Origin of the sequence: Streptosporangium sp. NPDC023615, from assembly GCF_040640155.1 — a bacterium.
GTDB lineage: Bacteria > Actinomycetota > Actinomycetes > Streptosporangiales > Streptosporangiaceae > Streptosporangium.
In genome coordinates this window covers 71,402-96,375 of record NZ_JBFABE010000024.1, presented here as the reverse complement: position 1 = coordinate 96,375, position 24,974 = coordinate 71,402, and the positions used below count along the sequence as shown (strand labels likewise).

Here is a 24,974-nt window from a genome sequence, read left to right as displayed (position 1 = left end):
CGTCCTCCTCTCACCGGATGAGGTTCGCCCGCTCCGAACGGATGACCCGCGCCTCTCCGGCCCCGGCGAACGGCCCGTTCCCCGACCTCACCCGACGAACGGGCCGTCCGCCGCCCGTACCGGATGAATTCATGCGGGAGCGGGCAGGCCCCGTCAGGCTCCCAGGCAGGCGGGGCCGAGGAGCTGCTTCAGGTCGCCCATCAGCGCCGGGGACGGCGAGACCCGCAGGCGGTCGTCGAGGCGCATGACGGTGGTCCTGGGTCCGTTGTGGAGCTGCAGGTGGACCTCGGTGGTGCCGGGGTGGGCGGTCAGGACCTCCTTGAGCCGGCCGACCACCGGCGGGGTGCACCGGGCCAGGGTGAGGCTGACCGCCAGCGGCCCCCCGGCCTCCCGGGTCAGGTCGGGGGCCGTCACCTCCATCGCGATGATCTTCCCGACGTCCTCGCGCTTGTCCAGGCGGCCCTTGACGAAGACGATGGCGTCCTCGGCGAGGATCGTCGCGCAGAGCTGGTACGCCGACGGGAAGATCATCACCTCGATGGAGCCCGCCAGGTCCTCCAGCTGGGTCAGCACCCAGGTGTCGCCCTTCTTGGTGACCTTGCGCTGGAGGCCGCTCAGGATGCCGCCGACGGTGACGATCTGGCCGTCCGGGCGGTGCTCGTCCTGGAGCGAGCCGACCGAGCAGTCGGCGCCGGAGGCGAGGATGTGCTCCACGCCGAACAGGGGGTGGTCGGAGACGTACAGGCCGAGCATCTCCCGCTCGAACTGCAGCAGGGTGTTCTTGTCCCACTCCCCCGCCGGGATCTGCACGTCGAAGGTCTGGTCCTCGGCGCCCTCGATCGCGCCGAACAGGGAGTCCTGCCCCTGGGCCTCGTTCTTCTTGATCCCGATGATGCCGTCGACGGCCTGCTCGTGGACCATCACCAGGCCCTTGCGCACGTGCCCGAACGAGTCGAAGGCCCCGGCCTTGACCAGCGACTCGATGACCCGCTTGTTGCAGACGACCATGGGGACCTTGCGCAGGAAGTCCTTGAAGTCGGCGAAGCGGCCCTTGTCCTTGCGCGCGGAGATGATCCCGTCGACCACGTTGCCGCCGACGTTGCGGATGGCCGACAGGCCGAAGCGGATGTCGGTGCCGCGCGGGGTGAAGTCGAAGTCGGAGTCGTTGACGTCCGGCGGCAGCACCTTGATGCCCATCCGCCGGCACTCGTTGAGGTAGAGGGCGGACTTGTCCTTGTCGTCCTTGACCGAGCTCAGCAGCCCGGCCATGTACTCGGCCGGGTAGTTGGCCTTGAGGTAGGCCGTCCAGTAGGAGACCAGGCCGTAGGCGGCGCTGTGCGCCTTGTTGAAGGCGTAGTCGGAGAACGGCAGCAGGATGTCCCAGAGCGTCTTGATCGCGGCCGCCGAGTAGCCGTTGTCCTTCATGCCCTGTTCGAACGACTCGAACTGCTTGTCCAGCTCGGACTTCTTCTTCTTGCCCATCGCGCGGCGCAACAGGTCGGCCTTGCCGAGCGAGAACCCGGCGACCTTCTGCGCGATGGCCATGACCTGCTCCTGGTACACGATCAGGCCGTGGGTGGTGCCGAGGATCTCCTGCAGCGACTCCTCGAACTCCGGGTGGATCGGGACGATCTCCTGCAGGCCGTTCTTGCGCAGCGCGTAGTTGGTGTGGGAGTTGGCGCCCATCGGGCCGGGCCGGTAGAGCGCGCCGACGGCGGAGATGTCCTCGAAGTTGTCGGGCTTCATCAGCCGCAGCAGCGACCGCATGCCGCCGCCGTCCAGCTGGAACACGCCCAGGGTGTCGCCCCGGCCGAGCAGCTCGTAGGTCTTGCGGTCGTCCAGCGGCAGCTTGAGCAGGTCGATGGCCTCGCCGGTGTTGGCCTCGATCATCTTCAGGCAGTCGTCGATGATCGTGAGGTTGCGCAGGCCCAGGAAGTCCATCTTCAGCAGGCCGAGCGTCTCGCAGGTCGGGTAGTCGAACTGCGTGATGATCACACCGTCGGAGTCGCGGCGCATGATCGGGATGTAGTCGGTCAGCACCTCCGCCGACATGATCACCCCGGCGGCGTGCACGCCGGTCTGGCGGATCAGGCCCTCCAGGCCCCTGCCCAGGTCCATCGCCGCCTTGACGTCGACGTCCTCCTCGTACAGCTTGCGCAGCTCACCGGCCTCGTTGTAGCGCGGGTGGTCGGAGTCGAAGATCCCCGACAGCGGGATGTCCTTGCCCATCACCGCGGGCGGGAACGCCTTGGAGACCTTGTCGCCCAGCGCGTACGGGTAGCCCAGGACGCGGGCCGCGTCCTTGATGGCCGCCTTCGCCTTGATGGTGCCGAAGGTGGCGATCATGGCGACCTTGTCGGCGCCGTACTTCTCCGTCACGTAGCGGATCACGTCACCGCGCCGGCGCTCGTCGAAGTCGATGTCGACGTCGGGCATGGAGACGCGGTCGGGGTTGAGGAACCGCTCGAAGATCAGGCCGTGCGGCAGCGGGTCGAGGTCGGTGATGCCCAGCGCGTACGCCGCCAGCGAGCCCGCGGCCGAGCCTCGGCCGGGACCGACGCGGATGCCGTTGTTCTTGGCCCACATGATGAAGTCGGCCACCACGAGGAAGTAGGAGGGGAACCCCATCTGCAGGATGACGTTCATCTCGAACTCGATCTGGTCGCGGTGCTCGGAGTCGATCCCCTCGGGGAAGCGACGCTCCATACCCTTCCAGATCTCCTTGCGGAACCAGCTCTCCTCGGTCTCCCCCTCGGGCAGCGGGAAGGTCGGCATCAGGTTCTTGAACCCGAACATGCCGCTCGGGTCGACCTTCTCGGCGACCAGCAGGGTGTTGCGGCAGCCCTCGGCCCACAGGTCGGAGGAGTCGACGGCGCGCATCTCGTCGGCGTTCTTGATGTAGTAGCCGCTGCCGTCGAAGCGGAAGCGGTCGGGGTCGGAGAGCTGCTTGCCGGTCTGGATGCACAGCAGCGCGTCGTGGGAGGTGGCGTCCGACTCGTAGGTGTAGTGGGAGTCGTTGGTGACCAGCGGCGGGATGTTCAGCTCGCGGGAGATGCGGGTCAGGCCGTCGCGGACCCGGCGCTCGATCTCCAGCCCGTGGTCCATGATCTCCAGGTAGTAGTTCTCCTTGCCGAACAGCTCCTGGAACCGGGCCGCCGCCGCCAGCGCCTCGTCGTACTGGCCCAGCCGCAGGCGGGTCTGCACCTCGCCGGACGGGCAGCCGGTGGTGGCCATCAGCCCGTCGGCGTGCTCGGCGAGGATCTCGGCGTCCATCCGGGCCCACTTGCGCACGAAGCCCTCGGTGTAGGCGCGCGAGGAGAGCTTCATCAGGTTGCCCAGACCCGTGGCGTTCTTCGCCCAGATGGTCATGTGGGTGTAGTAGCCGCCCGCCGAGACGTCGTCGCGCTTCTGGTGCGGCTCCCCCCACAGGACCGGCTTCTTCTGGTGCCGCGAGGCGGGGGCGACGTAGGCCTCGATGCCGATGATCGGCTTGATCCCGGCCCCGGTCGCCTGCTTGTAGAAGTCGTAGGCGCCGTGCATGTTGCCGTGGTCGGTGATCGCGATGGCGGGCATGCCCAGATCGCCGACCTGCTTGAACATCTGCTTCAGCCGGGCGGCGCCGTCCAGCATGGAGTACTCCGTGTGAACGTGCAGATGCACAAACGAGTCTGACATGCGGCTTCGTCCTCCCCTGGTCCCACCGTCGGCGGGGCAAGAGTACCCAAACAAGGGATGCGGGAGGGACTCCTGCGCCTCGCGTCGCCGGTCTCACGACCATGATTTTTCCGCGTCCGGGGCCGGTGTCCCGGATGACCGGATCGACCCGGACGCGCCGGGCCCCGCCGGGGTCCGCCGGGGTCCACCGGGGTCCACCGGGGTCCACCGGGGTCCACCGGGGTCCGCCGAGGTCCGCCGAGGTCCAGGAGCAGGGCCCCCGGGGTCCAGGGGCGGGGCCCGCCGGGTTCCACGGGATCCGGCGGGGCCCGGGATCACCGCCGGGGTGACGAGCGGCGTTCCTCGGCGAGGTGCAGGCCCGCCTCGATGACCGCGTTCATGATCGGGGCGAGCCGGGTCTCGCCCAGGACGGGGGCCCGGCGGGCCATCTCGGCGACCAGGCGGCGCTCGCGGTCGGCGTCGCGGCCGGCGAATCCGCCGACCGGCTTGAGGCGCTGGACGGTCACGGCGAGCTCGGCCCGGCGCTCCAGGAGGACGGCCAGGGCCGCGTCCACGCGGTCGATGGCCTCCCGGGCGTCGGGGACCGAGGCCGGGACCTCCCGGCGGGTGACCGCGCCGATGATCCTCGCGGCCTCCCGTACGGCCAGCGCCTCCCGCTCGGCGGAGCCGGGAGGCAGGAGCAGGCCGTCGGCGCCCGCCGCCACCGCCGCGGCGGCCAGCGCGGGCCCGTTCCCGTCCCCGTCCCCGTCCCCGTCCCCGTGACCGGCTCCGTTCTCCTCACCGTTTCCGTCCTCGTGGGCGCTTCCGTCCCCCAGGTGAGCGCCGAGGTCGGCCAGGACCGGACGGCCCGACAGCTCGCGCGCGGCGCGCATCAGGGCGAGGTCGAGGACGAGGCCGCCCCGGACGGTGCCGTCACCGCTCTCGCAGAGCACCACCCGGTCGTTGCCCTCCGCCGCGCAGTCCGCGGCGGCCGCCAGCCACTCCCGCAGCGTCGCCGAGGGCGCCCGCCGCAGGAGCACCGGCAGGCCGAGCCGGGCGACGGCCCGCACCAGGGCCGCGTCCCGCATCCAGGCCGCGCCGTCCACCGCCCCGGCCACCACGCCGTCGGCGCATCCGGCGATCACCGGCAGGTCCGCCGCGCAGGACGGCTCCACCAGGACCGGTCCCTGCCATCGCGCGCGGGCCGCGGCCACCGCCTCCGCCACGGAGAGCCCGGCCGGACGATCCCGCGGACCGATCCAGCGGGCGTCCGCTCCCGGGCCGCCGATCACGACGGCCGGCCCGGCCCCCACGGTGAGCGCGCCCACCCGCACCGGCACGCGTTTCCTGTGTACGGTCGACGACATGAGGCTCTCCCATGCTCGGCCGGCACGCGTCCCGCGAGCCGGCGGCCGTTCGTAAGAGATGTCGGAAACAGAAAAAGGCAGAGACTTCACGTCTCCGCCTCGGTGCCGGCTCCGGCTGGTCGTCAGGTCACGCTGTCACGACCGGCTCTCCGGAGCCGGCTCGATAAACGCGAAATAACAGGTCACATGCACAATCTTAGGTCATCCCTCCGGCGCACGCCACGGACCGGACGGCACGTCTCAGGATACGGACTTCTGCGCGGCGGGTGAGTCGATCACTTTACCGGGCTATGAGAGTATTCGGGGGTTCCGAAGGAGGTAAGCCGGTTGATGGCCGAAGCACAGCCCGAGGGGCGCCGTATCGCCTCTCGCTACCACCTGCTCGAAGCCATCGGCCGGGGTGGCATGGGCATCGTGTGGCGGGCCCACGACGAGCTCCTGGACCGTGAGGTCGCGATCAAGGAGGTCCGCTACGCCGACACGCTCGGCGAGGACAACCAGGAGGACTTCAACCGGCGCACCAAGCGCGAGGCGCGTGCCGCCGGGCGGCTGACGCACCCCAACGTGGTGGTCGTCCACGACGTCGTCGAGGAGGACGGGCGTCCCTGGATCGTCATGCAGCTGGTGGAGTCGCGCTCCCTCGGCAAGGTGCTGCGCCAGGACGGGCCGCTGCCGCCGCGGCGGGTCGCGGAGATCGGCCTGGCGCTGCTGGAGGCGCTGCGCGCCGCCCACGCCCAGGGGGTCCTGCACCGGGACGTCAAGCCCGAGAACGTGCTGCTCGCCGACGACGGCCGGGTGGTGCTGACCGACTTCGGCATCGCCACCCTGGAGGCCGAGACCGCGCTGACCATGACCGGCATCGCGGGCACCCCCGCCTTCATCCCGCCGGAGCGCATCAAGGGCGGCAGCGCGCAGCGCGAGTCGGACCTGTGGTCGCTCGGCGCGACCCTGTACGCCGCCGTCGAGGGCAGGCCCCCGCACGACCGGGGCGGGGCGCTGCCGACCATGCACGCCATCCTGAACGACGAGCCCGAGCCGCCGGTGAACGCCGGGCCGCTGGCTCCGGTGCTGGAGGGGCTGCTCCGCAAGGACCCCGCGCTGCGCATGCCCTACAAGGAGGCCGCGCGGCTGCTGCGCGCGGTGTCCGAGGGCGCGGGCGAACGGCCCGCCAGGACCGCCGTCATGCCGGCCGCGGGCCGCGCGGACGGCACCGACCCCTCGGCCGACACCGACCCGGGCCTCCGCTTCCGCACCGGGGACGTCCCGCAGACGGGCGCGAAGCTGGGCGCCGCACCGCCTGCCGGCGCGGCCGGTGCGGCGGGCGCGCCGCCCACTCCCACACGCCGCGAGGAGTGGCCCGAGCCCGTCCCGCCGCAGGGCGGGGGCGGCCGGCGCCAGGACGGTTCCGCGGCGAGGCCCGGGACGCCCGGCGCCGCGGGCGCGGCGAGCCCTCGCGCCGTGCCGGAGGCCAGGCCCGCGAAGGACACGGCCTCGAAGGACGCGAAGGACGCGAAGGACAGGGACGGGGTCGCCGAGGGCGGGGCGGCGTCGAGCGCCGGGGCCGTTCCCGGCGCGAAGGACGCTCCCGGCGCGAAGGGCGGCCCGGCGGCTCGGGCGGGGGCCGTCTCCGCGTCGGGTGCCGCACCCGGCAAGGCCGTCCCCGCCCCCTCGACCCCCTCGACCCCCTCGGACCCCGAGGACGCGGCCGCGTCCAGGGCCGTCCCCGGGCGCGGGGCCACGCCGTCGCGAGGAGACGACGCGTCCCCCGCGGTGGGGAGGAAGTCCGCGGGCGCTGCGACGGGCGCTGTGGACGAGGTGGACGCGGTCCCGGCCGAGGACGTCCCGGCCCCGCGAGGGGGTCCGGGCGCCGGAAGGCCCGCCGCCCGTGGCAGCGCCTCCCCGTCGACCCCGGCCTCAGCGCGGGGTGCCGTCTCCGGGGACGCCGCGCGACGGGACAGGGACGCGAGCGCCTCCGGTGCGGGCCGCGAGAGCGCCCCCGCACGCCCGAGGCCGGTCCCGGCCCCTCGGCCCAACCCCTTCCCGCCGGTGGCCGCGGCGGCCCGGGACGGCGCCCCGGCCCCCTCCCGGAAACCCGTCCCCCCGGCCGCGGCCGGGCAGGTCGCCGGCCGGACGCCGGAGCAGGCCTCCGCCCACGCCGGGCACCGGCAGGACGAGGTCACGTCGGTCTCCGGGGGGTCGGGCGGCTCCCAGACGAAGCGGGGCCTGCTGGTGCTGCTGCCGGTGCTGCTGGTCGTCGGGGTGGTCGCCGGCTGGCTCGGCATGAACAGCCGCAAGAACGAGGGGACCCCGCAGGCCGGGCCCGGCGCGCCGAGCACGTCCGGCGCGTCGGACGGCCCGACTGGCGGCGCGGTGTACGACCCCTCGAAGGGGTCGCCGGAGGCGTCGGCCCCCTCGTCCTCCTCGCCGGCGTCCTCGTCGCCCTCGTCGGCCTCGCCCTCCCCGCCGGCGCCGAGCCCGTCCCCCACCAAGACGGAGAAGAAGTCCCCCCTGCCCGCCGGCTGGCGGATGCACAAGGACTCCAACGGCTTCTCGCTCGGCCTGCCCAAGGGGTGGAGTCAGGACAAGCGGCGCGGCAACCAGGTGTGGTTCCGCGGGCCGGACCGGACGAGCTTCGTGATGATCGACTACGTCGACAAGGCGCGCCCCGACCCCAAGCAGGACTGGCTGGAGTACGAGCCGACCGTCCGGAGCAAGTTCTCCGGCTACAAGCTGATCCGGATCGAGAACGTCTCGTACATGAAGAAGGCCTCCGACTGGGAGTTCACCTGGAACACCAGCTCGGGCAAGGCGAGAGTGATCAACCGCGGGTTCATCACCAAGGGCGGCCGCGGGTACGCGATCTACTGGCATACGCTGGACAAGAACTGGAAGAAGAACATGCACCTCTTCGAAGGATTCGCCGCGACCTTCTCCTCGAAGAAGTGAGCGGCATCCCTACCGGCTGCGGATCGTGAGCTCGGGAAGGGGCGAGGATGGCGGAGAGAAAGGTCGCGGGCCGCTACCGGCTGCTCGAACACATCGGCGAGGGCGGCATGGGCATCGTCTGGCGTGCCCACGACGAGCTCCTCGACCGGATCGTGGCCGTCAAGGAGGTCCGCTACGGCGGGGTGGGCGAGACCGCCCGCGCCGACCTGAACCGGCGCACCATCCGTGAGGCCCGGACCGCCGGGCGCCTGGACCACCCCTCCGTGGTCATCGTGCACGACGTGGTCGAGGAGGAGGGTCGTCCCTGGATCGTCATGCAGCTCGTCCGCTCGCGGTCGCTGGGCGAGATCGTCCGCGTCGACGGGCCGCTGCCGCCGGAGCGGGTCGCGTCGGTGGGGGTGCACGTGCTGGGCGCGCTCCGGGCCGCGCACGCCGCGGGCGTGCTGCACCGGGACGTCAAGCCGGAGAACGTGCTGCTCGCCGACGACGGCAGGGTGGTGCTGACCGACTTCGGCATCGCCTCGATGACGCAGGAGAAGAGCATCACCCGTACGGGCGCGATGGTCGGCACCCCCGCGTTCCTGCCCCCCGAACGGCTGCACGGGCTGCCCGCGACCCCCGAGTCGGACCTCTGGTCGCTCGGGGCGACCCTGTACGCGGCGCTGGAGGGCAGGCCGCCGTTCGAGCGGCCCACGGCCGCCGCCACCATGATGGCCGTCCTGCAGGGCGAACCGACCCCGATGGCACGTTCCGGCCCGCTGGAGACGGCGATCCTCGGGCTGCTGGCCAGGGATCCGGCCGCCCGGACGAGGCCCGACCGGGTGGAGGCCCTGCTGAGCCGCGCCGCCGCCGGCGGCCCCTTCCCCGGCCACCGGCCCCCTGACCACGCCCTCCCCGGCCGCACCCCCCCGGGGCCGGTGTCCTCGGGACCCACGCCCGCAGGATCCGGGCCCTCAGGACACGGGTCGTCACACCCCGCGTTCCCGGGCCACCTGCCCCGGGGTCACGCCTCTCCCGGGCACCCACCTCCCGGGCACACGCCTCCCGGGCACACGCCCCCGGTGCCGCTCTTCGGCCAGGGCGCTTCTCCCGACCCCGGCGGGCTCGCCCCGTGGCCCCCGGACCCGTGGTCCCCCGCCTCCCGGCCCGCGGACCCGTGGCCCGGCGGCCCGGCGGCCCGGCCCGGCGACCCGGTGTACGGGCTCCATGCGGGCGCGCCCGCGCAGCCGGACCGTCCGCCCGGCGCCTGGCCGGACCCTCCCCGCACCCGTCAGGACCACTCCGCGTACACCCGCCCGGAACCGTCCCCCTCCAGCCGTCCCGGGCAGGGGTACGGTTCCGCGTCCTCCTCCGCCGCGTGGCCGGTGCACGAGCACCCCACGGACACCGGGGAGGTTCCCACCGGGCCGCGGGCCGAGCCGAGATGGCCGGTACTGCTGGCCGGCGGGATCGCTCTCGCCGTGCTGGTCGGGGTCGGCGGATGGCTGCTCCTCAGGGAGCGGGACACCACGCCGGACCCGGGCACCGGCGGGCCCGCGATCACGGCCACCGCGGCCCCGGAAGGGCCGACCCCGGCGGCGACCCCGCGCCCGAGCCGCACCGTTCCGGCGGGCTGGCGGCTGCACCGGGACCCGATGGGCTTCTCCGTCGCCGTGCCCGGGACCTGGCAGGTCAAGCGGTTCCCCGGACGCGACCGGGTGGAGTTCCGCGCCCCCGGCTCGGACGCCTTCCTGTGGATCGAGTCGACCGAAGACCCCGAGAAGGACCCGGTCAGGCACTGGGAGAAGGTCGAGGAGGCCGGGACCGCCGACGGCGTCTGGCCGGGCTACCGGCGGATCGGGATCACCGAGCTGACCTACCGGGGGGTGCCGGCCGCCGACTGGGAGTTCACCTACCTCAGGGACGGGGTCCGCACACACGTCCTGGACCGGGGCTTCCGCACCACCGCCGGCAAGCCGTACGCGATCTACTGGGAGAGCCCGGAGTCGGAGTGGAAACGCTCCTCCTTCGACGCGTTCACCAGCTCCTTCCGGCCATGAGCCACGATCGGGCCGCGAACGGCGATCCGGCCGTGAACGAGGAACCGGCCGGCGGCGTTCCCACCGTGGGCGACGTTCCCGCCGTGGGCGACCCGGAGAGGGCACGTTTCTGGCGCAGCGCCGCCCTGCCCGGGGTGGACCTGCTCAAGGCCAGGTACGTCACCCACCGCTTCTCCCCGCACGCGCACGAGGGCTACGCGATCGCGATGGTGCTGTCGGGGGTGGAGGAGTTCTTCTACCGGGGCGCCGTCCACCGGGCGGGCGCGGGCAGCCTGAGCACGCTCGACCCCGAGGAGGCGCACGACGGTTACCCGGGCGTGCCCGGCGGCTGGTCCTACCGGGTGCTGTACCCGTCGGTCGGGTTCGTCTCCGGGATCGCCGCCGAGCTGATGGCCGGGCGCGGCACCCCCTGCTTCCCCGAGGTCGTCACCCACCACCCGCCCACCGTCGCACTGCTGCGGGCCGCGCACGACGCGGCCGAGCGGGGCGACGACCTCGCCTCCTCGACCCTCGCCCGTACCGCCTTCGCCGCCCTGCTGCGGCACCACGCCGCCCGCCGGCCTCCCGAGGCCCCGGTCACGGGCGCCGGCCGGCCGGCGGTGCTGCAGGCCCGGGAGATCCTGCACGAGCGGCTCGTCGACCCGCCCACCGTCGAGGACCTGGCGCGGGCGGTGGGCACGAGCCCGTTCGCCCTGATGCGGGCCTTCAAGGCGGCCACCGGGCTGCCCCCGCACGCCTACCTGAACACGCTGCGGATCATGGAGGCCCGGCGCCTGCTCCGGGCCGGCATGCCTCCCGCGCGGGTGGCCGGGGACGTGGGCTTCACCGATCAGGCCCACCTGGGCAGGCACTTCAAGCGGATCGTGGGCGTCCCCCCGGCGGCGTACCAGCGCGCAGGAACGTACAAGAGCAGACGCGGGAACCGGACATAAGCTCGCTTCTCATGGAAGCAACCACTCGTTCCTCCGCGATACGGGACGGACTGGGCGTGGGAATCGCCGTCGGCCTGTCCGGGGTCGCCTTCGGCGCCGCGGCGACCGCCGCGGGGCTGAGCGTCGCGCAGGCGTGCGCGCTGAGCCTGTTCGCCTTCACCGGCGCCTCGCAGTTCGCCCTGGTCGGGGTCGTCGCCGGCGGCGGCAACCTGGTCGCGGGCACCGCGGGAGCGGTCCTGCTGGGAGCCCGAAACGGCCTGTACGGCCTGCGCATGGCCGGGACACTCGACCTCCGGGGCTGGCGCAGGCCGGCGACGGCCCACGGGGTGATCGACGAGACGACGGCGGTCGCCATGGCCCAGCCGGACGAGAGATCGGCCAGGACGGGGTTCCTGGTCACCTTCGTCACCCTCTACCTGATCTGGAACGCCACCACCCTGGCCGGCGCGCTGGGCACCTCCGCGCTGGCCGACCCCGCCGTGCTCGGCCTGGACGTGGTCGGTCCCGCCACGTTCCTGGCCATCCTGTGGCCCCGCCTCACCGGCGAGGACCCCGAGGCCCGCCGCCTGCGCCCGATCGCGGCGGGCGGGGCGGCGGTCGCGCTGGCCGCGACCCCGTTCACCCCGCCCGGCGTGCCCGTGCTGCTCGCCGCGGTGGTCGTGCTCGCGCTGCTGCTCAGGAGGACCCGATGAGCGTCTGGTGGGCGATCGCCGTCACCTGCGTGGCCTGTTACGCGCTCAAGTTCGCCGGGCTGTCGGCACCGCGCCGGATCCTCGACCACCCTGGCGTGCAGCGCTTCGCGACCCTGGTCCCGGTGGCCCTGCTGGCGGCGCTGATCGCCGTGCAGACCTTCGCGGACGGGCAGGCGCTGCACCTCGACTGGCCACGGACCGCGGGGATGGGCGCGGCCGTGGTGGCGCTGCTGCTGCGCGCCCCGTTCCTGGTCGTGCTCGCGGTGGCCGCCGTCGTCACCGCCGCGCTCCGGTACGTCCTGGGCTGAGGCGGGCGGGCGGCGTCCCGGCGCGGGGCAGGCGCGTCCGGTGAGGACACGGGCGAGGCAGGCCCGTCCGGTGAGGACAGGGGGCGGCTCGGGCGGGTTCGCCGGCGAAGAGACCGAGAACCCGGATGGCTTCGCGGGTAAAGAAACGCTCTGGGAGGGTCCGCGGTACCTATCCTGAATGCCGGGAGAAATCCGGGGTAGGCGCCAGCGCATGACCGATTCTCAGGGCATCATCGGAGGCCGCTACCGCCTGCTCGAACGCATCGGCCGAGGGGGCATGGGGACGGTCTGGCGAGCCCGGGACGAGGTGCTCGGCCGTGACGTGGCGGTCAAGGAGGTCATCCCCTCCCCCGACCTCACCGGCCCCGAACGCGAGATCTTCACCGTGCGCACGCTCAGGGAGGCCAGGGCCGCGGGGAGGGTCGGGCATCCGGGGGTGGCGACCGTCTACGACGTGATCGAGGAGGAGGGCCGCCCCTGGATCGTCATGCAGCTCGTCGACTCCCGCACCCTCGGGGCGGTCGTCAGGGAGGACGGGCCGCTGCCGCCGATGCGGGTCGCGCGCATCGGCCTGGAGGTGCTCAACGCGCTGGTCGCCGCCCACCACGCGGGTGTCCTGCACCGGGACGTGAAGCCTGACAACGTGCTGCTGGCCAGGGACGGGCGGGCCGTGCTCACCGACTTCGGCATCGCGGTGCTGGAGGGCGACTCCTCGATCACCAGGACCGGCTCGCTCATCGGCACCCCGGCGTTCATCGCGCCGGAACGGGCCGCCGGCGGCCCGGCCGACTTCGCCTCGGACCTGTGGTCGCTCGGCGTGACGCTGCACGTGGCGGTCGAGGGGCGCTCCCCCTTCGAGCGGGCACACCCGCTGGCGACGCTCAGCGCCGTCATGCACCAGGAGCCGGAGCCGCTGCGGCTCGCCGGCCCGCTCGCCCCGGTGATCTTCGGCCTGCTCCGCAAGGACCCGGCCGACCGCATGACCGCCCAGGAGGTGCAGGGCCACCTGGCCTCCCTGGTCAACGGGACCGCCCCCCAGCCGACCGTGCCCATCGAGCTGCCCGTCGATCCGCTCGCCGGGCCGCCCACCGGGCCGCCCACCGGGCCACCCCTCGCCGCCTCCGCGGCGTCCGTCACCACGCCGGGCGGCATACCGGCGATGACCGCCCCGGGTGCCGTGGGCGCCGTCGGTGCGATGGGTGCGGTGGGTGCGGTGGGTGCGGCGGGTGCCGTGCCGCCCCCGGTGGATCCGTCCGGGCCCACGCCCGTGGCGGCCCCCGCTCCCCGCCGGCGACGCCCGGCCCTGATCGGGGCGGCCGCGGTGGCCGTGGCCGTCGTGCTGACCTCCGGGGGGATGATCTGGGTCGCCGCCAACTCGCCGGAGACCCCCTCGAAGGAACCGACGACCTCGGCCAGCGTTCCGCCCTCCGAGAAGAAGCCGACGAGCGAGGCCGAGCAGGCCAAGGTGCCGTCCGGCGAGGGCTCCTCCGGGGACGAGGCCCCCTCCCGGCCGTCCCAGGACACGCCCCGCTACGACGAGCCGACCCCCCGGACCCCGACGGGCAAGCCGTCGCCGAAGCCCTCGGCCGAACCCTCCCAGGACGACGGGCGGGGATCGGAGGACCCCGCCGACGAGCCGGGGCAGGACCAGGACCAGGGCGGCGGGGACGACGGTTCCGGGGACTCCGGCGGATCCGGCGACGGCGGCGGCGAGGGTTCGGGCCAGGACGACTCCTCCGGCGAGGAGCAGCAGGGCGACTCCTCCGACCAGGTGGACCCCAACGCGGGCGCCCTCGATCCCCAGGCCTCCGAGAGGGCCGAGAAGGCCGCGGCCGAAGCCGCCGCCGGGACCGTGGCCGCCGGGTGACGGCGGACGGGAAGCCGGGCGGGCCGCAACGGTCAGGACAACGGTGAGGACAACGGTGAGGAATCGGCCGCCCGGGACCGTCCGGACCGGAGTGTGACCCGGCCCGGCCCCGGACCCGGGGGCGGGCCGGCCCGGGGCGTGACCGTGACGCCCGGTCCGGGAATCCCGGGGTCACGCGCGTTCACGCCCCCGGTGCCCCAGGTGCTCCCTGGCCGCCCCTCGGCGACGCCGGCCTAGGAATCCGAGGAGACGGCCTCCAGCGCGCGCGCCAGGTCGTCGGGGTAGGCGGTGGTGAAGGAGACCCACTCACCCGTGGTGGGGTGCTCGAAGGCCAGGGAGACCGCGTGCAGCCACTGACGGCTCACGCCCAGGCGCGCGGCCAGCGTCGGATCGGCCCCGTACAGCATGTCGCCGACGCACGGGTGGCGCAGCGCCGACATGTGGACCCGGATCTGGTGGGTCCGTCCCGTCTCCAGCTTGATGTCCAGCAGGGACGCCGCCCGGAACGCCTCGATCGTGTCGTAGTGGGTGACCGAGTCCTTGCCTCCGGCCACGACCGCCCAGCGGCCGTCCCCGACCGGGTGGCGGTCGATCGGCGCGTCCACGGTGCCCCGGTGCGGGTCGGGGTGGCCCTGCACCAGCGCGTGGTAGCGCTTGTCGACCGTACGTTCCTTGAAGGCCCGCTTCAGGTGGGAGTAGGCGTGCTCGCTCTTGGCGACGACCATGGCGCCGGTGGTGTTGGCGTCCAGCCGGTGCACGATGCCCTGGCGTTCTGCCGCGCCGCTGGTGGCCACCCGGTGGCCGGTGCCGAGCAGGCCGCCGATCACGGTGGGGCCGGTCCAGCCGGTGGTCGGGTGGGCGGCCACGCCGATGGGCTTGTTGACCACGACGATGTCGTCGTCCTCGTACACGATCTGCATGCCGGGCACCGGCTCGGCCACCGGCACCGGCGCGCTGGGCGGCGGCGGGAGCGTCACCTCCAGCCACGCCCCGCCGTGCAGCCGGTCGGACTTCGACGCGGTCGAGCCGTCCACCAGCACCTCACCGGCGACGATCAGCTCGGCCGCGCGGGTGCGGGAGAGGCCGAACAGGCGCGACAGGGCGGCGTCGAGCCGCTCGCCCTCAAGGCCGTCGGGCACCGGGAGGCTTCGCCGGTCAGACATCGTCGCCCTCCTTCGCGTGTCCACCGGTCCCGGTGTCGCGGGTGCCGTCGATCTGGTACCCCCGCCAGGCGAGCACGACCGCCAGGATCCCGCCGCAGACGATCGCCGAGTCGGCCACGTTCCAGACCGGGAAGTGCCCGGGGAAGGTCTCCACGAAGTCGACCACGTGCCCCTGGAGCGGGGAGGGCCGCCCGGGGCCGAACCCCGAGGGGAACCGGAAGAGCCGGTCGGTGAGGTTGCCGAGCGCCCCGCCGAGCAGCAGGCTCAGCGTGATCGCCCAGGGCAGGCTGCGCAGGTTGCGCGCGGTGCGCAGGATCGCCACCACGACGGCCGCGGCCACACAGGTGAAGACGATCGTCATTCCGGTGCCGAGCCCGAAGGCGGCCCCGGAATTGAAGATCACCCGGAACTGGAGCAGTCCCGGGACGACCACGAGGGGTTCCCGGCCCTCCAGGGTCCTCAGCACCAGGGTCTTGGTGGCGAGGTCGAGGAGGTAGACGATCGGGGCGATCACCGCGAGCACGGCGATCCGCCGCCTCGCGGCCGGAGCGGGCGGAGCGGCCGGGGCCGTCCCGCCCGCGGTGTCACCGATGCCGGCGGTGCCGCCGGTGTCACCGGTACCGCCGGTGTCGCCGGTCAGCGGCGCTCCTCCCGCTGCTTGCAGGCCACGCAGAGCGTCGCCCTCGGAAACGCCTGAAGGCGCTCCTTTCCGATCGGCTGATGGCACGATTCGCACACTCCGTAGGTCCCCGCGTCGATCCGGGCGATCGCTCGCTCGTTCTGCGCGACCAGATCGCGCGAGTTCAGGGTAAGGGCGATTTCACGCTCGCGTTCATACGTCCGGGCCCCGGCGTCCGCCTGGTCGTCACCCGCCCCGTCCGTGACGTCGCTCGACGCGATCTCGGTCTCGGACCTGGCGATCTCCTCGGTGAGCTCCCGGACCTCCTCGGCAAGCTGCCCGCGGACCTCCGCGAGCTCCTCGGCCGACCAGGTGACGACGGTGCCGTCCTTAGACGACGCCACCGCGCTGTTGTCTGCGCGCACGGTCGCGGCCATGGCGGCCTCCTTGTTCGATGGACCGTATCCGGTGTGGTAAACGGTGCGGGCAGCTTAGGTCTCCCATAACAGAACGGCAAACGACCCGCCGTGATGTTTACCACTCCAGTAACATCCGGTCGCTTCCCCCTGATTCCGCCCGGCGGCCCCCGAAATCGGAAAGCCCGCGCCCGGACACCGGGAAGCCCGTGCCCGGCGGGTGCGTTATCGTGTGAACCTGCAGGGCGTTGATGGGGACAGCCACCTCCGCATCCCCTCGCACGAGCGACCCGGGGACGGTGTGAGCCCGGGGCGAGGCGCGGTGGGAAGATCACCCCGGAGCCGCCGGAAGAACGGCCGCGGTGACCTCGACAGGGGTCCCGGGCGGCCCGGTAGAACCGGCAGCAGACCCAAGGAAGAGGGCCTTTCCGCGTGCGGAGGGGTCAAGGAGGGTGGTACCGCGGGGCCAGACGGCCTCGTCCCTCCACGCCACAGCCGTTCCAGCGTGGAGGTCCCGTCCATCATGTCCGCCTATTTCCGCTCCCTTCCCGCGCAGGTCGATCTTCCCGCGATCGAGCACGAGGTGCTCGGCCGCTGGCAGGACGGCAAGATCTTCGAGCGCTCGGTCGAGCAGAACGCGGGCGCCCCCACCTGGGTCTTCTACGAGGGCCCGCCCACCGCCAACGGCATGCCCGGCGTCCACCACGTCGAGGCCCGCGTCTTCAAGGACGTCTTCCCCCGCTACAAGTCGATGCGGGGCTACAGCGTGCCGCGCAAGGCCGGCTGGGACTGCCACGGCCTGCCCGTCGAGGTGGCCGTCGAGAAGACGCTCGGCCTGTCGGGCAAGAAGGCGATCGAGGAGTACGGCATCGCCGCGTTCAACGACAGGTGCCGCGAGTCGGTGCTGAAGCACGTGGACGCCTTCGAGCAGATGACCGAGCGGATGGGCTACTGGATCGACCTGTCCCAGGCCTACCGCACGATGGACCCCGACTACGTGGAGTCCGTCTGGTGGTCGCTCAAGGTCATCTTCGACAAGGACCTGCTCTTCCGCGACTTCCGGATCACCCCGTACTGCCCCCGCTGCGGCACCGGCCTGTCCGACCACGAGCTGGGCCAGCCGGGCGGCTACGAGACCGTCACCAGCCCCTCGGTGTACGTCCGCATGCGCGCCACCTCCGGCCCGCTGGCCGAGCTGGGCGCCTCGCTGCTGATCTGGACCACCACGCCCTGGACGCTGGTCTCCAACACCGCGGTGGCCGTGCACCCCGACGTGACCTACGTGGCGGCCCGCCCGGCCGGCTCCGACGAGGTCCTGGTGGTGGCCGAGCCGCTGCTGGCGGCCGCGCTGGGCGAGGGCGCCGAGGTGCTGGCCTCCTTCACCGGCGCCGAGCTGGAGCACACCACCTACACGCGCCCCTTCGACCTGGTCGACATCCCCGGCGCGCACTACGTGGTGCTCGGCTACTACGTCACCACCGAGGACGGCACCGGCCTGGTCCACCAGGCCCCCGCCTTCGGCGCCGACGACATGACGACCTGCAAGCGCTACGGGCTGCCCGTGGTCAACCCGATCGGCCCCGACGGCCGCTTCCTCGACACCGTGCCGCAGGTCGGCGGCCGGTTCTTCAAGGACGCCGACGAGGACCTCACCGCCGACCTGCGCGAGCGCGGCCTGCTGTACCGGGGCGGCCACTTCGAGCACAGCTACCCGCACTGCTGGCGCTGCCACACCGCGCTGCTGTACTACGCCCTGCCCGCCTGGTACATCCGCACCACCGCGATCAAGGACCGGATGCTCGCCGAGAACGAGAGGACCGGCTGGTACCCCGAGACGATCAAGTGGGGCCGCTTCGGCGAGTGGCTGCGCAACAACGTCGACTGGTCGCTGTCGCGCTCGCGCTACTGGGGCACCCCGCTGCCCCTGTGGGTCTGCACCGCCGACGAGTCGCACGTCACCTGCGTCGGCTCGCTGGAGGAGCTGGGCCGGCTGTCGGGACAGGACGTCTCCGCGCTCGACCCGCACCGCCCCTACGTGGACGACGTCACGCTGCCGTGTCCCACCTGCGGCAACGAGGCGCGCCGGGTGCCGGACGTGATCGACGCCTGGTACGACTCGGGCTCGATGCCGTTCGCCCAGTGGGGCGCGCCGTACCGCAACGCCGAGATGCTGGACAAGGCCTACCCGGCGCAGTTCATCTGCGAGGCCACCGACCAGACCCGCGGCTGGTTCTACTCGCTGATGGCGGTCGGCACGCTCGTCTTCGACCGGTCCTCCTACGAGAACGTGCTCTGCCTGGGCCTGATCCTGGCCGAGGACGGCCGCAAGATGAGCAAGCACCTGGGCAACGTGCTCCAGCCGATGCCGCTGATGGACCGGCACGGCGCCGACGCGCTGCGCTGGTACATGGCCTGCTCCGGCTCCCCCTGGGCCGCCCGCAGGGTCGGGCACGGCGCTCTGGAGGAGATCGTCCGCAAGGTCCTGCTCACGTACTGGAACACCGCCTCCTTCTTCACCCTGTACGCCAACGCCGAGTCCTGGTCGCCGGCGCGCCTGGCCGAGGCGCCCGCGTACGCCGAGCGCCCGCTGATCGACCGCTGGGCCCTGGCCGAGCTGCACCGGACGGTGGCCGAGGTCACCGCGTCGATGGACGTCTTCGACACCGCCCGGGTGGGGCGCCGGCTCGCCGAGTTCCTCGACGACCTGTCCAACTGGTACGTGCGGCGCTCCCGCCGCCGGTTCTGGGCCGGGGACACCGCGGCCTTCGCCACGCTGTACGAGTGCCTGGAGACCGTCACCCGGCTGATGGCGCCGGTGGTGCCCTTCACCACCGACTACGTCTGGGACGTGCTCCGCGACACCGGCACCCCCGCCTCGGTGCACCTGGCCACCTGGCCCGAGGTGAACGACGCGCTGCTGGACGCGGAGCTGTCGGAGCGGATGGCCCTGGTCCGCCGCCTGGTCGAGCTGGGCCGCTCGGCCCGCGCCTCCAGCGGGGTGAAGACCCGCCAGCCGCTCGGCCGCGCCCTGGTCGGCGCCCCGGGCTGGGGAGCGCTGCCGGTGGAGCTGCGCGAGCTGGTCGCCGACGAGCTCAACGTGAAGGGCCTGGAGGACCTGTCCGGGATCGGCGCCGACCTGGTCTCCTTCACGATCAAGCCCAACTTCCGGGCGCTGGGCAAGCGGTTCGGCTCGCAGACCAAGCTGGTCGCCGCGGCCGTCACCTCCGCCGAACCCGCCTGGCTGGCCGCCGCGCTCCGTACCGGCGCGCCGGTCGCGGTGGAGACGGGCGAGCTTGGCGTGGTGGAGCTCGGCCCCGACGACGTGATCGTCACCGAGCAGCCGAGGTCGGGCTGGGCGGTGGAGAGCGGAGCCGGGGAGACCGTCGCCCTGGACCTGACCATCACCGACGAGCTGCGCCGTTCGGGCCTGATCCGCGACGTCGTCCGCCTGTTGCAGGACACCCGCAAGTCCACCGGCCTGGCGATCTCCGACCGGATCGACGTGTGGTGGTCCACCGACGACGCCGACCTGGCCGAGGCGCTGCGGGCCGAGGGCCGGACCGTGTCCGCCGAGGTGCTGGCCGTCTCCCTCACCGAGGGGGGCGCCGAGGACGTTCCCGTCCACCGGGACGCCGAGCTGGGCCTGACCTTCCAGCTCCGCCGCGTCGGTTCCTGACCGGCTCCCGCCCCCCCGGCCCGTCTCCCGCCCGCCGAGGGGGCGGGAGACGGGCCGGGGACGAGCTCACCACCCGTGACCGGGCGAGCGGCCCGGAACCGGCACGGACCCCACACGGACCCGGCCTGGTCCCGGCTCGGAATCGGCACGGACCCCACACGGACCCGGCCTGGAACCGGCTTGGGATCGACCCGGTACCGGCCGGTCCGGAATCGGCCTGGTCAGGAACCGGTGTCGCTCAGGCAGACGGAGCAGCCGCTCAGCCCGGCCTTCTCGGCCTCGCCGAGCGTCATGGACTCGACCCCGCTCTCACCCACGCCCTTGACGAGAGGGCAGGCCGGGGCGTGGAAGCGTCGGGTGCCGACGATGACCTTGACGGTGGCCCCGACCTTGACGGTGGCCTGGTCGGCCTCCTCCTTCCGGCCCGAGGAAGGCGACTCGTCCTTGATCACGGGGATGCCTCGGGGAGAGGTGTCTTCATCGTCCCGCTCGGAGGAACCATCCTCGTCCCCGGGTGAGGTCACACCCCCGGACGTCGCCCCCCCGGACGTCGTGCTCCTGGACGCCGCGTCACCGGACCCGGACGACCCGGACGGCCCGGTCCCGGCCGCTTCGGCCTCGGCCGTACCGGTCCCGGCGGCTCCGGCGGCCCCGTCCTCGGACGTCCCGGTCCCGGTCGTCTCGGTAACCGCCGTGGTGCCGGCGGTCTCGGTCCCGGACGCCACGGTCCCGGCCTCGGGAGCCGTGGTCTCGCCCGTCCCGGTCGCGGGCCTCTCGGTCGCGGGCCTCTCGGTCACGGGCCTCTCGGTCACGGACGTCGCGGCAGGTTCCTCGGCGGTGGGACCGTCCCCCGAGGCCGTCCCGGCCGCGGTCTGCGTCCCGGCGCGCCCGGGTGCCGTCTCGGCCGGCCCCACCGGCTCCTCCGGCTCGGGGCCGCCGTCATCGGCGCCCGGCTCCCGGCCCGGGCCGGAGGGCGCCCGGGAGGCGTCCTGGCCGGCGGAAGCGGACTCTGTCCCGGCGGGGCGGGCCTGGCCGGAGGTCCCCGAAGCGGAGGCCTCGTGCTCGACGGGCTCGGCCCCGGCGTCGGCTTCTCCGGCGCCCTTCACCGGGGCGCCGCCCCCGGGGGCGGCGGGCTCGGCCTCGTGGGCCCGCGCCTGCCTCTCCTGCTCGGCCGAACTCTCCGGCCCGGCCTGCGTCTTCTGCCCGGCCGGGCTTTCCGGCCGGGCCTGCGCCTTCGGTCCGGGCTGCGCCTTCGGTTCGGCCGGGCTCTCCGGCTCGGCCTGGCTGTTCGGCTCGGACGTCCGGGCGACCGCGTCGCGGCTGAACCAGCTGGTCGCCTCGGACTCGGCGTGCGGGATCTCGGGGATCCTGGGCAGCCGGATCGGCAGCGCGGGAGTCGGCGCGTTCACGGCCGGGGACGCCGGGGAGGGGGTCCTCGGCGCCTCCTGCGGCCTTCCCTGCGGGCCGGTGGGCCGCCCCTGGGGCTCGGAGGAGCGTCCCTGCGGTTCCGAGGAGTGGAGGTAGGGCCGAACCGGGCCTGCGGGCTCCTGCGGGGGCCGCGCGCCCTCCTGGCGGAACACGGCGGTCTCCCGGGCCGCGGACGTCTCGCGGGCCGTGTCGCCCCTCGATGGCGCCTCGGCCCTCGATGACGCGGTGCTCTCCCGGGTCGCGGCGCTCTCCCCGCCGGTGGACGGGGCTCCGTCCCTGTCCGCCGGAGCTCCCGTTCCGCGCCAGGAGGCCTCGGGAGCACGTGCGGCGGCCCCCTGCCCGGCGGCCGGTGTCGCGGATCCGTACGGGGAGGGGAAGCGTGCGGCGGTCTCGCGGGAGGCGGGCTCGAGCGGGCTCTCGGTGCCGGGCTCGCGCGGCCTCTCGGCCGGACCGGACTCGCGGTGGGCGCTCGGACCGGAGGACTCCCGTGCCCCGGAGGGGCCGTCCTGCGGTCGCGTCCCGGCGACCGGGTCGGGCAGGCACGTGGTGCAGGGCGTGAAGCCCTCCTCGCGCGCCTCCTCGTGGGTGAGCTCCTCGTGCTCCCTGCCGGCGAGCTGACGGCATCCCGCGACGTGGTAGCGCTTGCGCCCCGGGACGACCAGGACGATCGCGTCGGCGGGCAGGGCGCCCCGTCTCGCCGTCGCGGCGGTGGCCGGCCTCGCCGCCGGCCCTGCCGGCGAGGCTGTCGCCGGACCTGTCACCGGGCCGCTGTGCGGCCGGCCCGGGGCGACGGGCACCTGCGCCCGCGTTCCGTGCTGCGTCGCCAGGTGGGGCGCCGTGGGGGGCTGACCCGGCATGCCGTGCGGTACGGGCATCGGCCCGACCGGCGACGGCCCCTGCGGGTCAGAGGGCTTGGAGGCCCCGGCACGTCCGCCGGGGAACAACTCGTGGCGGCGCAACAACGCCCCGATCACCAGGAAGACGGCGGACAGCATGCTGACCGCGATCGACCATACGACCAGGTACAGCTCGGCCATCACGAACCCCGCTATGAGCAGGATGATGGCCGTGAGTACCAGACCGGCGCTGATGAGGATCACAGAGAGACTCCCGGATGCGGGTCAAGAGTAATGACCCGAAACCTTAGCGGCGGTCGTTGTGAGGACCGTCAACGCCCTGGAAGGCACCCGAATGCTGCGACGGCTCGCCCCCGAACGGGTTGGGAGCGCCCTGCAGGGTCGGCTGACCGCCGGGAGCCACCGCGTGGGACATGGCCGGAGGCCCGCTCACGATCGGGAACCCGCCGCTGCCCTCGGCCGCCACGTTCAGCTCGGAGAGCTGGTTCTCCAGGTACAGCTTCAGGCGGCTGCGGTACTCGCGCTCGAAGCTGCGCAGCTCCTCGACCTTGCGCTCCAGCTCGTCGCGGGTCTGCACCAGCGAGCCCATGGCCTGACGGTGCCGCTCCTGCGCGTCGCGCTCCAGCGTCTCGGCGCGGGCACGGGCGTCGCCGATGACCTGCTCGGCCTGGCGGCGCGCCTTGCCGAGGATGTCGTCGGCCTCGCGGCGCGCGCGGGTCACGGTCTCGTCCGCCTCCCGGCGGGCGTCCGCGATGGCCTGGTCCGCGGTCTGCTGCGCGAGCGCGAGCACGCGCGCGGCGGTGTCCATGTTGTCCTCGGCCGGGGGCATCCCCATGTTGACCGGGACGGGCTGCTGGTGCTGCACCGGCTCGGGCGCGCGCATCGGCTCGGGCTGCTGCATCATCATCTCGGGCTTGGGCTCGGCGATGGGGGCCGGCGCCATGGCCATCCCCATCCCGCCGGGCACCTTGCCGCGCAGGCACTCCGCCAGCTTGGCGCGGAGCTCCTCGTTCTCCTGGATGAGACGGTCCAACTCGGACTCGACCTCGTCGAGGAAGGCGTCCACCTCTTCCTCGTCGTAACCCGGCCTGAGGCGGGTCGTACTGAACTGCTTGTTCCGCACGTCGGCGGGCGTCAACGGCATTTCGGTCTCCTTGGCGCGCTTGGAGTCTGTCCCGGGGGAAGGTACCCGATCAAAGACGCGCGGACACGAGTTGGATCAAGAGCACGACCAAGATGAACAGCAAGGTGAAGCTTAGGTCAAAGGCCACCGTACCCAACCGGAGTGGTGGAATGAAACGGCGGAGGAACTTGAGAGGTGGGTCGGTCACCGTGTATACGAGCTCCGCCAGCACCAGGACGATGCCGGTGGGGCGCCACTGGCGCGCGAACGCCTGCACCGTCTCCAAGATCATTCTGCCGATCAGCAGAACGAGGTAGATGGACAGGACAAAGACCAAGATCCCGCCAACGATCTCCACGGTCCGTCCCCGCCTCCACTTCGTTCCGCCGTCCCCTGTCCCGTCGGGACACGTCGGGCCGGTCACTGTTCATGATGGAACTCTAGCTCTGGTTGAAGAATCCGCGTTCCGCGATTCGGGCCTTGTCCTCGGCGGTCACCTCGACATTGGCTGGGGACAACAGGAACACCTTGTTGGTAACACGTTCAATGCTGCCATGTAGGCCAAAGACCAGACCTGCCGCGAAATCAACGAGGCGCTTTGCGTCACTGTCAACCATCTCGGTCAGGTTCATGATGACCGGCGTGCCGTCCCGGAAGTGCTCCCCGATGGTCCGCGCCTCGTTGTACGTGCGGGGGTGGAGGGTCGTGATGCGCGCCAGGTCGGTCGTGCGGCGCTCCAGGACGGCCGTCGCGGGCCTGACGGCGGGCACGGCCGGGTCGGTGTCGTCCGGGAGGTCGTGGACCGTGCCAGGACGATCCTCGCCCTCACGGCGCGTGTCGTCGAACTCCTCGTACTCGTCGTCGGGGTAGCTGTCGTATCTCTCGTAGCGGTCGTCCTCAACAAGACCGAGGTAGACCGCCATCTTGCGCATCGCGCCGGCCATCGCTACTTCTTCCTCCGTCTTACCTCGATGCGCCCGAGGGGCCGGCCGACCGCCTTGAGCTCACCACCGTTCGACCGCTGTCCGGATACGTGAACGCCAAGGTCCACTTGAAGGGACATTACCTGACGAAGGGCTTCCTGCGACCGAGCAACGCCGTACCAACACGCAGGTGTGTCGCGCCGTTGGCAATCGCCTGGGACATGTCACCGCTCATTCCGGCCGAAACGACCCCGGCCTCGGGGTGGGCGTCACGGACGGATCGGGCGATCTCCCTCAACCTGGCGAACGCCCTGCCCGGGTCCTCCCCCAGAGGCGCGACCGCCATCACCCCGCCCAGCGCGAGCCCCCCGGCACCGGCGACGGCGTCCGCCAGCGCCTCGACCTCCTCCGGTCGCGCGCCGCCCCTGGCCGGGTCGCCGTCCAGGGCCACCTGTACCAGGCAGGTGACGCGGCGTCCCGCCGCGAGCGCCTCCCGGCTGAGCGCGGCGACCAGGCGCGGGCGGTCGACCGAGTGGACGACGTCGGCGTAGCCGACCACCGAGCGGACCTTGTTGGTCTGCAACTGGCCGATGAAGTGCCAGCGCAGGCCGAGCCCGGCGCAGTCGCGCGCCTTGGCCGAGGCCTCCTGGTCGCGGTTCTCCCCCACGTCGGTGATCCCGAGCCCGGCCAGCAGCCGCACGTCGGAGGCGGGGTAGGTCTTGCTCACCGCGACGAGCGTCAGCTCCTCGCGGGGGCGTCCGGCCGCCCGGCAGGCCTCGGCGATCTCCGCCTCGACCCGGGCCAGGCCGGCCGCGATCTCGTCACGTCGTGTCGTTTCCGTCACATCTCCGCCGCTCGACGCCGGCCTGCCGGCGAGGCCGTCACCGCCGTCGTTCCCGCCGTCCCCGGCGGGTCCGTCCCGGCCGTCCCCGTCATCGCCGCCGTCCCCGTCATCTCCGCCGGT

Annotated in this window: 17 protein-coding genes; 7 read left to right on the top strand and 10 right to left on the bottom strand. The window is 73.0% G+C overall.

The window, feature by feature from the left end; genetic code table 11:
* Window positions 1-153 precede the first annotated feature (153 nt).
* Complete coding sequence (gene dnaE, locus AB0G16_RS19060) at window positions 154-3,675, bottom strand: DNA polymerase III subunit alpha (RefSeq protein ID WP_362806257.1); 3,522 nt, start codon at window positions 3,673-3,675, stop codon at window positions 154-156.
* A 314-nt stretch (window positions 3,676-3,989) separates the two neighbouring features.
* A complete protein-coding gene (locus tag AB0G16_RS19055) occupies window positions 3,990-5,021 on the bottom strand; it encodes a chorismate mutase (RefSeq protein WP_362806255.1) in 1,032 nt (343 codons plus the stop codon).
* A 330-nt stretch (window positions 5,022-5,351) separates the two neighbouring features.
* Here AB0G16_RS19055 and AB0G16_RS19050 point away from each other — a divergent pair, with 330 nt between their 5' ends.
* The 6 genes from AB0G16_RS19050 (at window position 5,352) to AB0G16_RS19025 (ending at window position 13,805) form a co-directional block, all read left to right on the top strand.
* Window positions 5,352-7,967, top strand: coding sequence for a protein kinase (locus tag AB0G16_RS19050; protein ID WP_362806252.1), 2,616 nt, complete (start codon window positions 5,352-5,354; stop codon window positions 7,965-7,967).
* A 47-nt stretch (window positions 7,968-8,014) separates the two neighbouring features.
* Complete coding sequence (locus AB0G16_RS19045) at window positions 8,015-10,006, top strand: protein kinase (protein WP_362806250.1); 1,992 nt, start codon at window positions 8,015-8,017, stop codon at window positions 10,004-10,006.
* Window positions 10,003-10,938, top strand: a complete 936-nt coding sequence (locus AB0G16_RS19040) for an AraC family transcriptional regulator (protein ID WP_362806248.1) — start codon at window positions 10,003-10,005, stop codon at window positions 10,936-10,938. Before AB0G16_RS19045 ends, AB0G16_RS19040 begins: the two co-directional genes overlap by 4 nt.
* Window positions 10,939-10,949: 11 nt before the next feature.
* Window positions 10,950-11,630 (top strand): AzlC family ABC transporter permease, encoded by a 681-nt coding sequence (locus AB0G16_RS19035; protein WP_362806246.1) that lies wholly within the window; start codon window positions 10,950-10,952, stop codon window positions 11,628-11,630.
* Window positions 11,627-11,938 (top strand): AzlD domain-containing protein, encoded by a 312-nt coding sequence (locus tag AB0G16_RS19030; protein WP_362806244.1) that lies wholly within the window; start codon window positions 11,627-11,629, stop codon window positions 11,936-11,938. Before AB0G16_RS19035 ends, AB0G16_RS19030 begins: the two co-directional genes overlap by 4 nt.
* 211 nt (window positions 11,939-12,149) lie before the next feature.
* Window positions 12,150-13,805 (top strand): protein kinase, encoded by a 1,656-nt coding sequence (locus tag AB0G16_RS19025; RefSeq protein ID WP_362806241.1) that lies wholly within the window; start codon window positions 12,150-12,152, stop codon window positions 13,803-13,805.
* A gap of 233 nt (window positions 13,806-14,038) precedes the next feature.
* Here the strand turns inward: AB0G16_RS19025 and AB0G16_RS19020 are convergent, their stop codons facing one another.
* From AB0G16_RS19020 to AB0G16_RS19010, 3 genes are all read right to left on the bottom strand, one after another.
* Complete coding sequence (locus AB0G16_RS19020) at window positions 14,039-14,968, bottom strand: RluA family pseudouridine synthase (protein WP_362806239.1); 930 nt, start codon at window positions 14,966-14,968, stop codon at window positions 14,039-14,041.
* Window positions 14,961-15,491 carry a signal peptidase II gene (locus AB0G16_RS19015; RefSeq protein WP_362806237.1) on the bottom strand — a complete coding sequence of 177 codons (531 nt, stop codon included), beginning with the start codon at window positions 15,489-15,491 and terminating at the stop codon, window positions 14,961-14,963. The genes AB0G16_RS19020 and AB0G16_RS19015 overlap by 8 nt, the downstream gene beginning before the upstream one ends.
* A 113-nt stretch (window positions 15,492-15,604) precedes the next feature.
* On the bottom strand, window positions 15,605-16,024 hold the full coding sequence (locus tag AB0G16_RS19010) for a TraR/DksA C4-type zinc finger protein (protein WP_362806236.1): 420 nt from the start codon (window positions 16,022-16,024) through the stop codon (window positions 15,605-15,607).
* 502 nt (window positions 16,025-16,526) lie between these two features.
* Here AB0G16_RS19010 and ileS point away from each other — a divergent pair.
* Window positions 16,527-19,679 (top strand): isoleucine--tRNA ligase, encoded by a 3,153-nt coding sequence (ileS, locus tag AB0G16_RS19005; protein WP_362806234.1) that lies wholly within the window; start codon window positions 16,527-16,529, stop codon window positions 19,677-19,679.
* 221 nt (window positions 19,680-19,900) lie between these two features.
* Here the strand turns inward: ileS and AB0G16_RS19000 are convergent, their stop codons facing one another.
* From AB0G16_RS19000 to AB0G16_RS18980, 5 genes are all read right to left on the bottom strand, one after another.
* On the bottom strand, window positions 19,901-22,207 hold the full coding sequence (locus tag AB0G16_RS19000; RefSeq protein ID WP_362806232.1) for a hypothetical protein: 2,307 nt from the start codon (window positions 22,205-22,207) through the stop codon (window positions 19,901-19,903).
* Window positions 22,208-22,250: 43 nt separating this feature from the next.
* Window positions 22,251-23,108 (bottom strand): DivIVA domain-containing protein, encoded by an 858-nt coding sequence (locus AB0G16_RS18995; RefSeq protein ID WP_362806230.1) that lies wholly within the window; start codon window positions 23,106-23,108, stop codon window positions 22,251-22,253.
* A 49-nt stretch (window positions 23,109-23,157) separates the two neighbouring features.
* A complete protein-coding gene (locus AB0G16_RS18990) occupies window positions 23,158-23,445 on the bottom strand; it encodes a YggT family protein (protein WP_362806228.1) in 288 nt (95 codons plus the stop codon).
* An 82-nt stretch (window positions 23,446-23,527) separates the two neighbouring features.
* Window positions 23,528-24,031, bottom strand: coding sequence for a cell division protein SepF (gene sepF / locus AB0G16_RS18985; protein ID WP_362806226.1), 504 nt, complete (start codon window positions 24,029-24,031; stop codon window positions 23,528-23,530).
* 118 nt (window positions 24,032-24,149) lie between these two features.
* Window positions 24,150-24,854 (bottom strand): YggS family pyridoxal phosphate-dependent enzyme, encoded by a 705-nt coding sequence (locus AB0G16_RS18980; protein ID WP_362806225.1) that lies wholly within the window; start codon window positions 24,852-24,854, stop codon window positions 24,150-24,152.
* Window positions 24,855-24,974 lie beyond the last annotated feature (120 nt).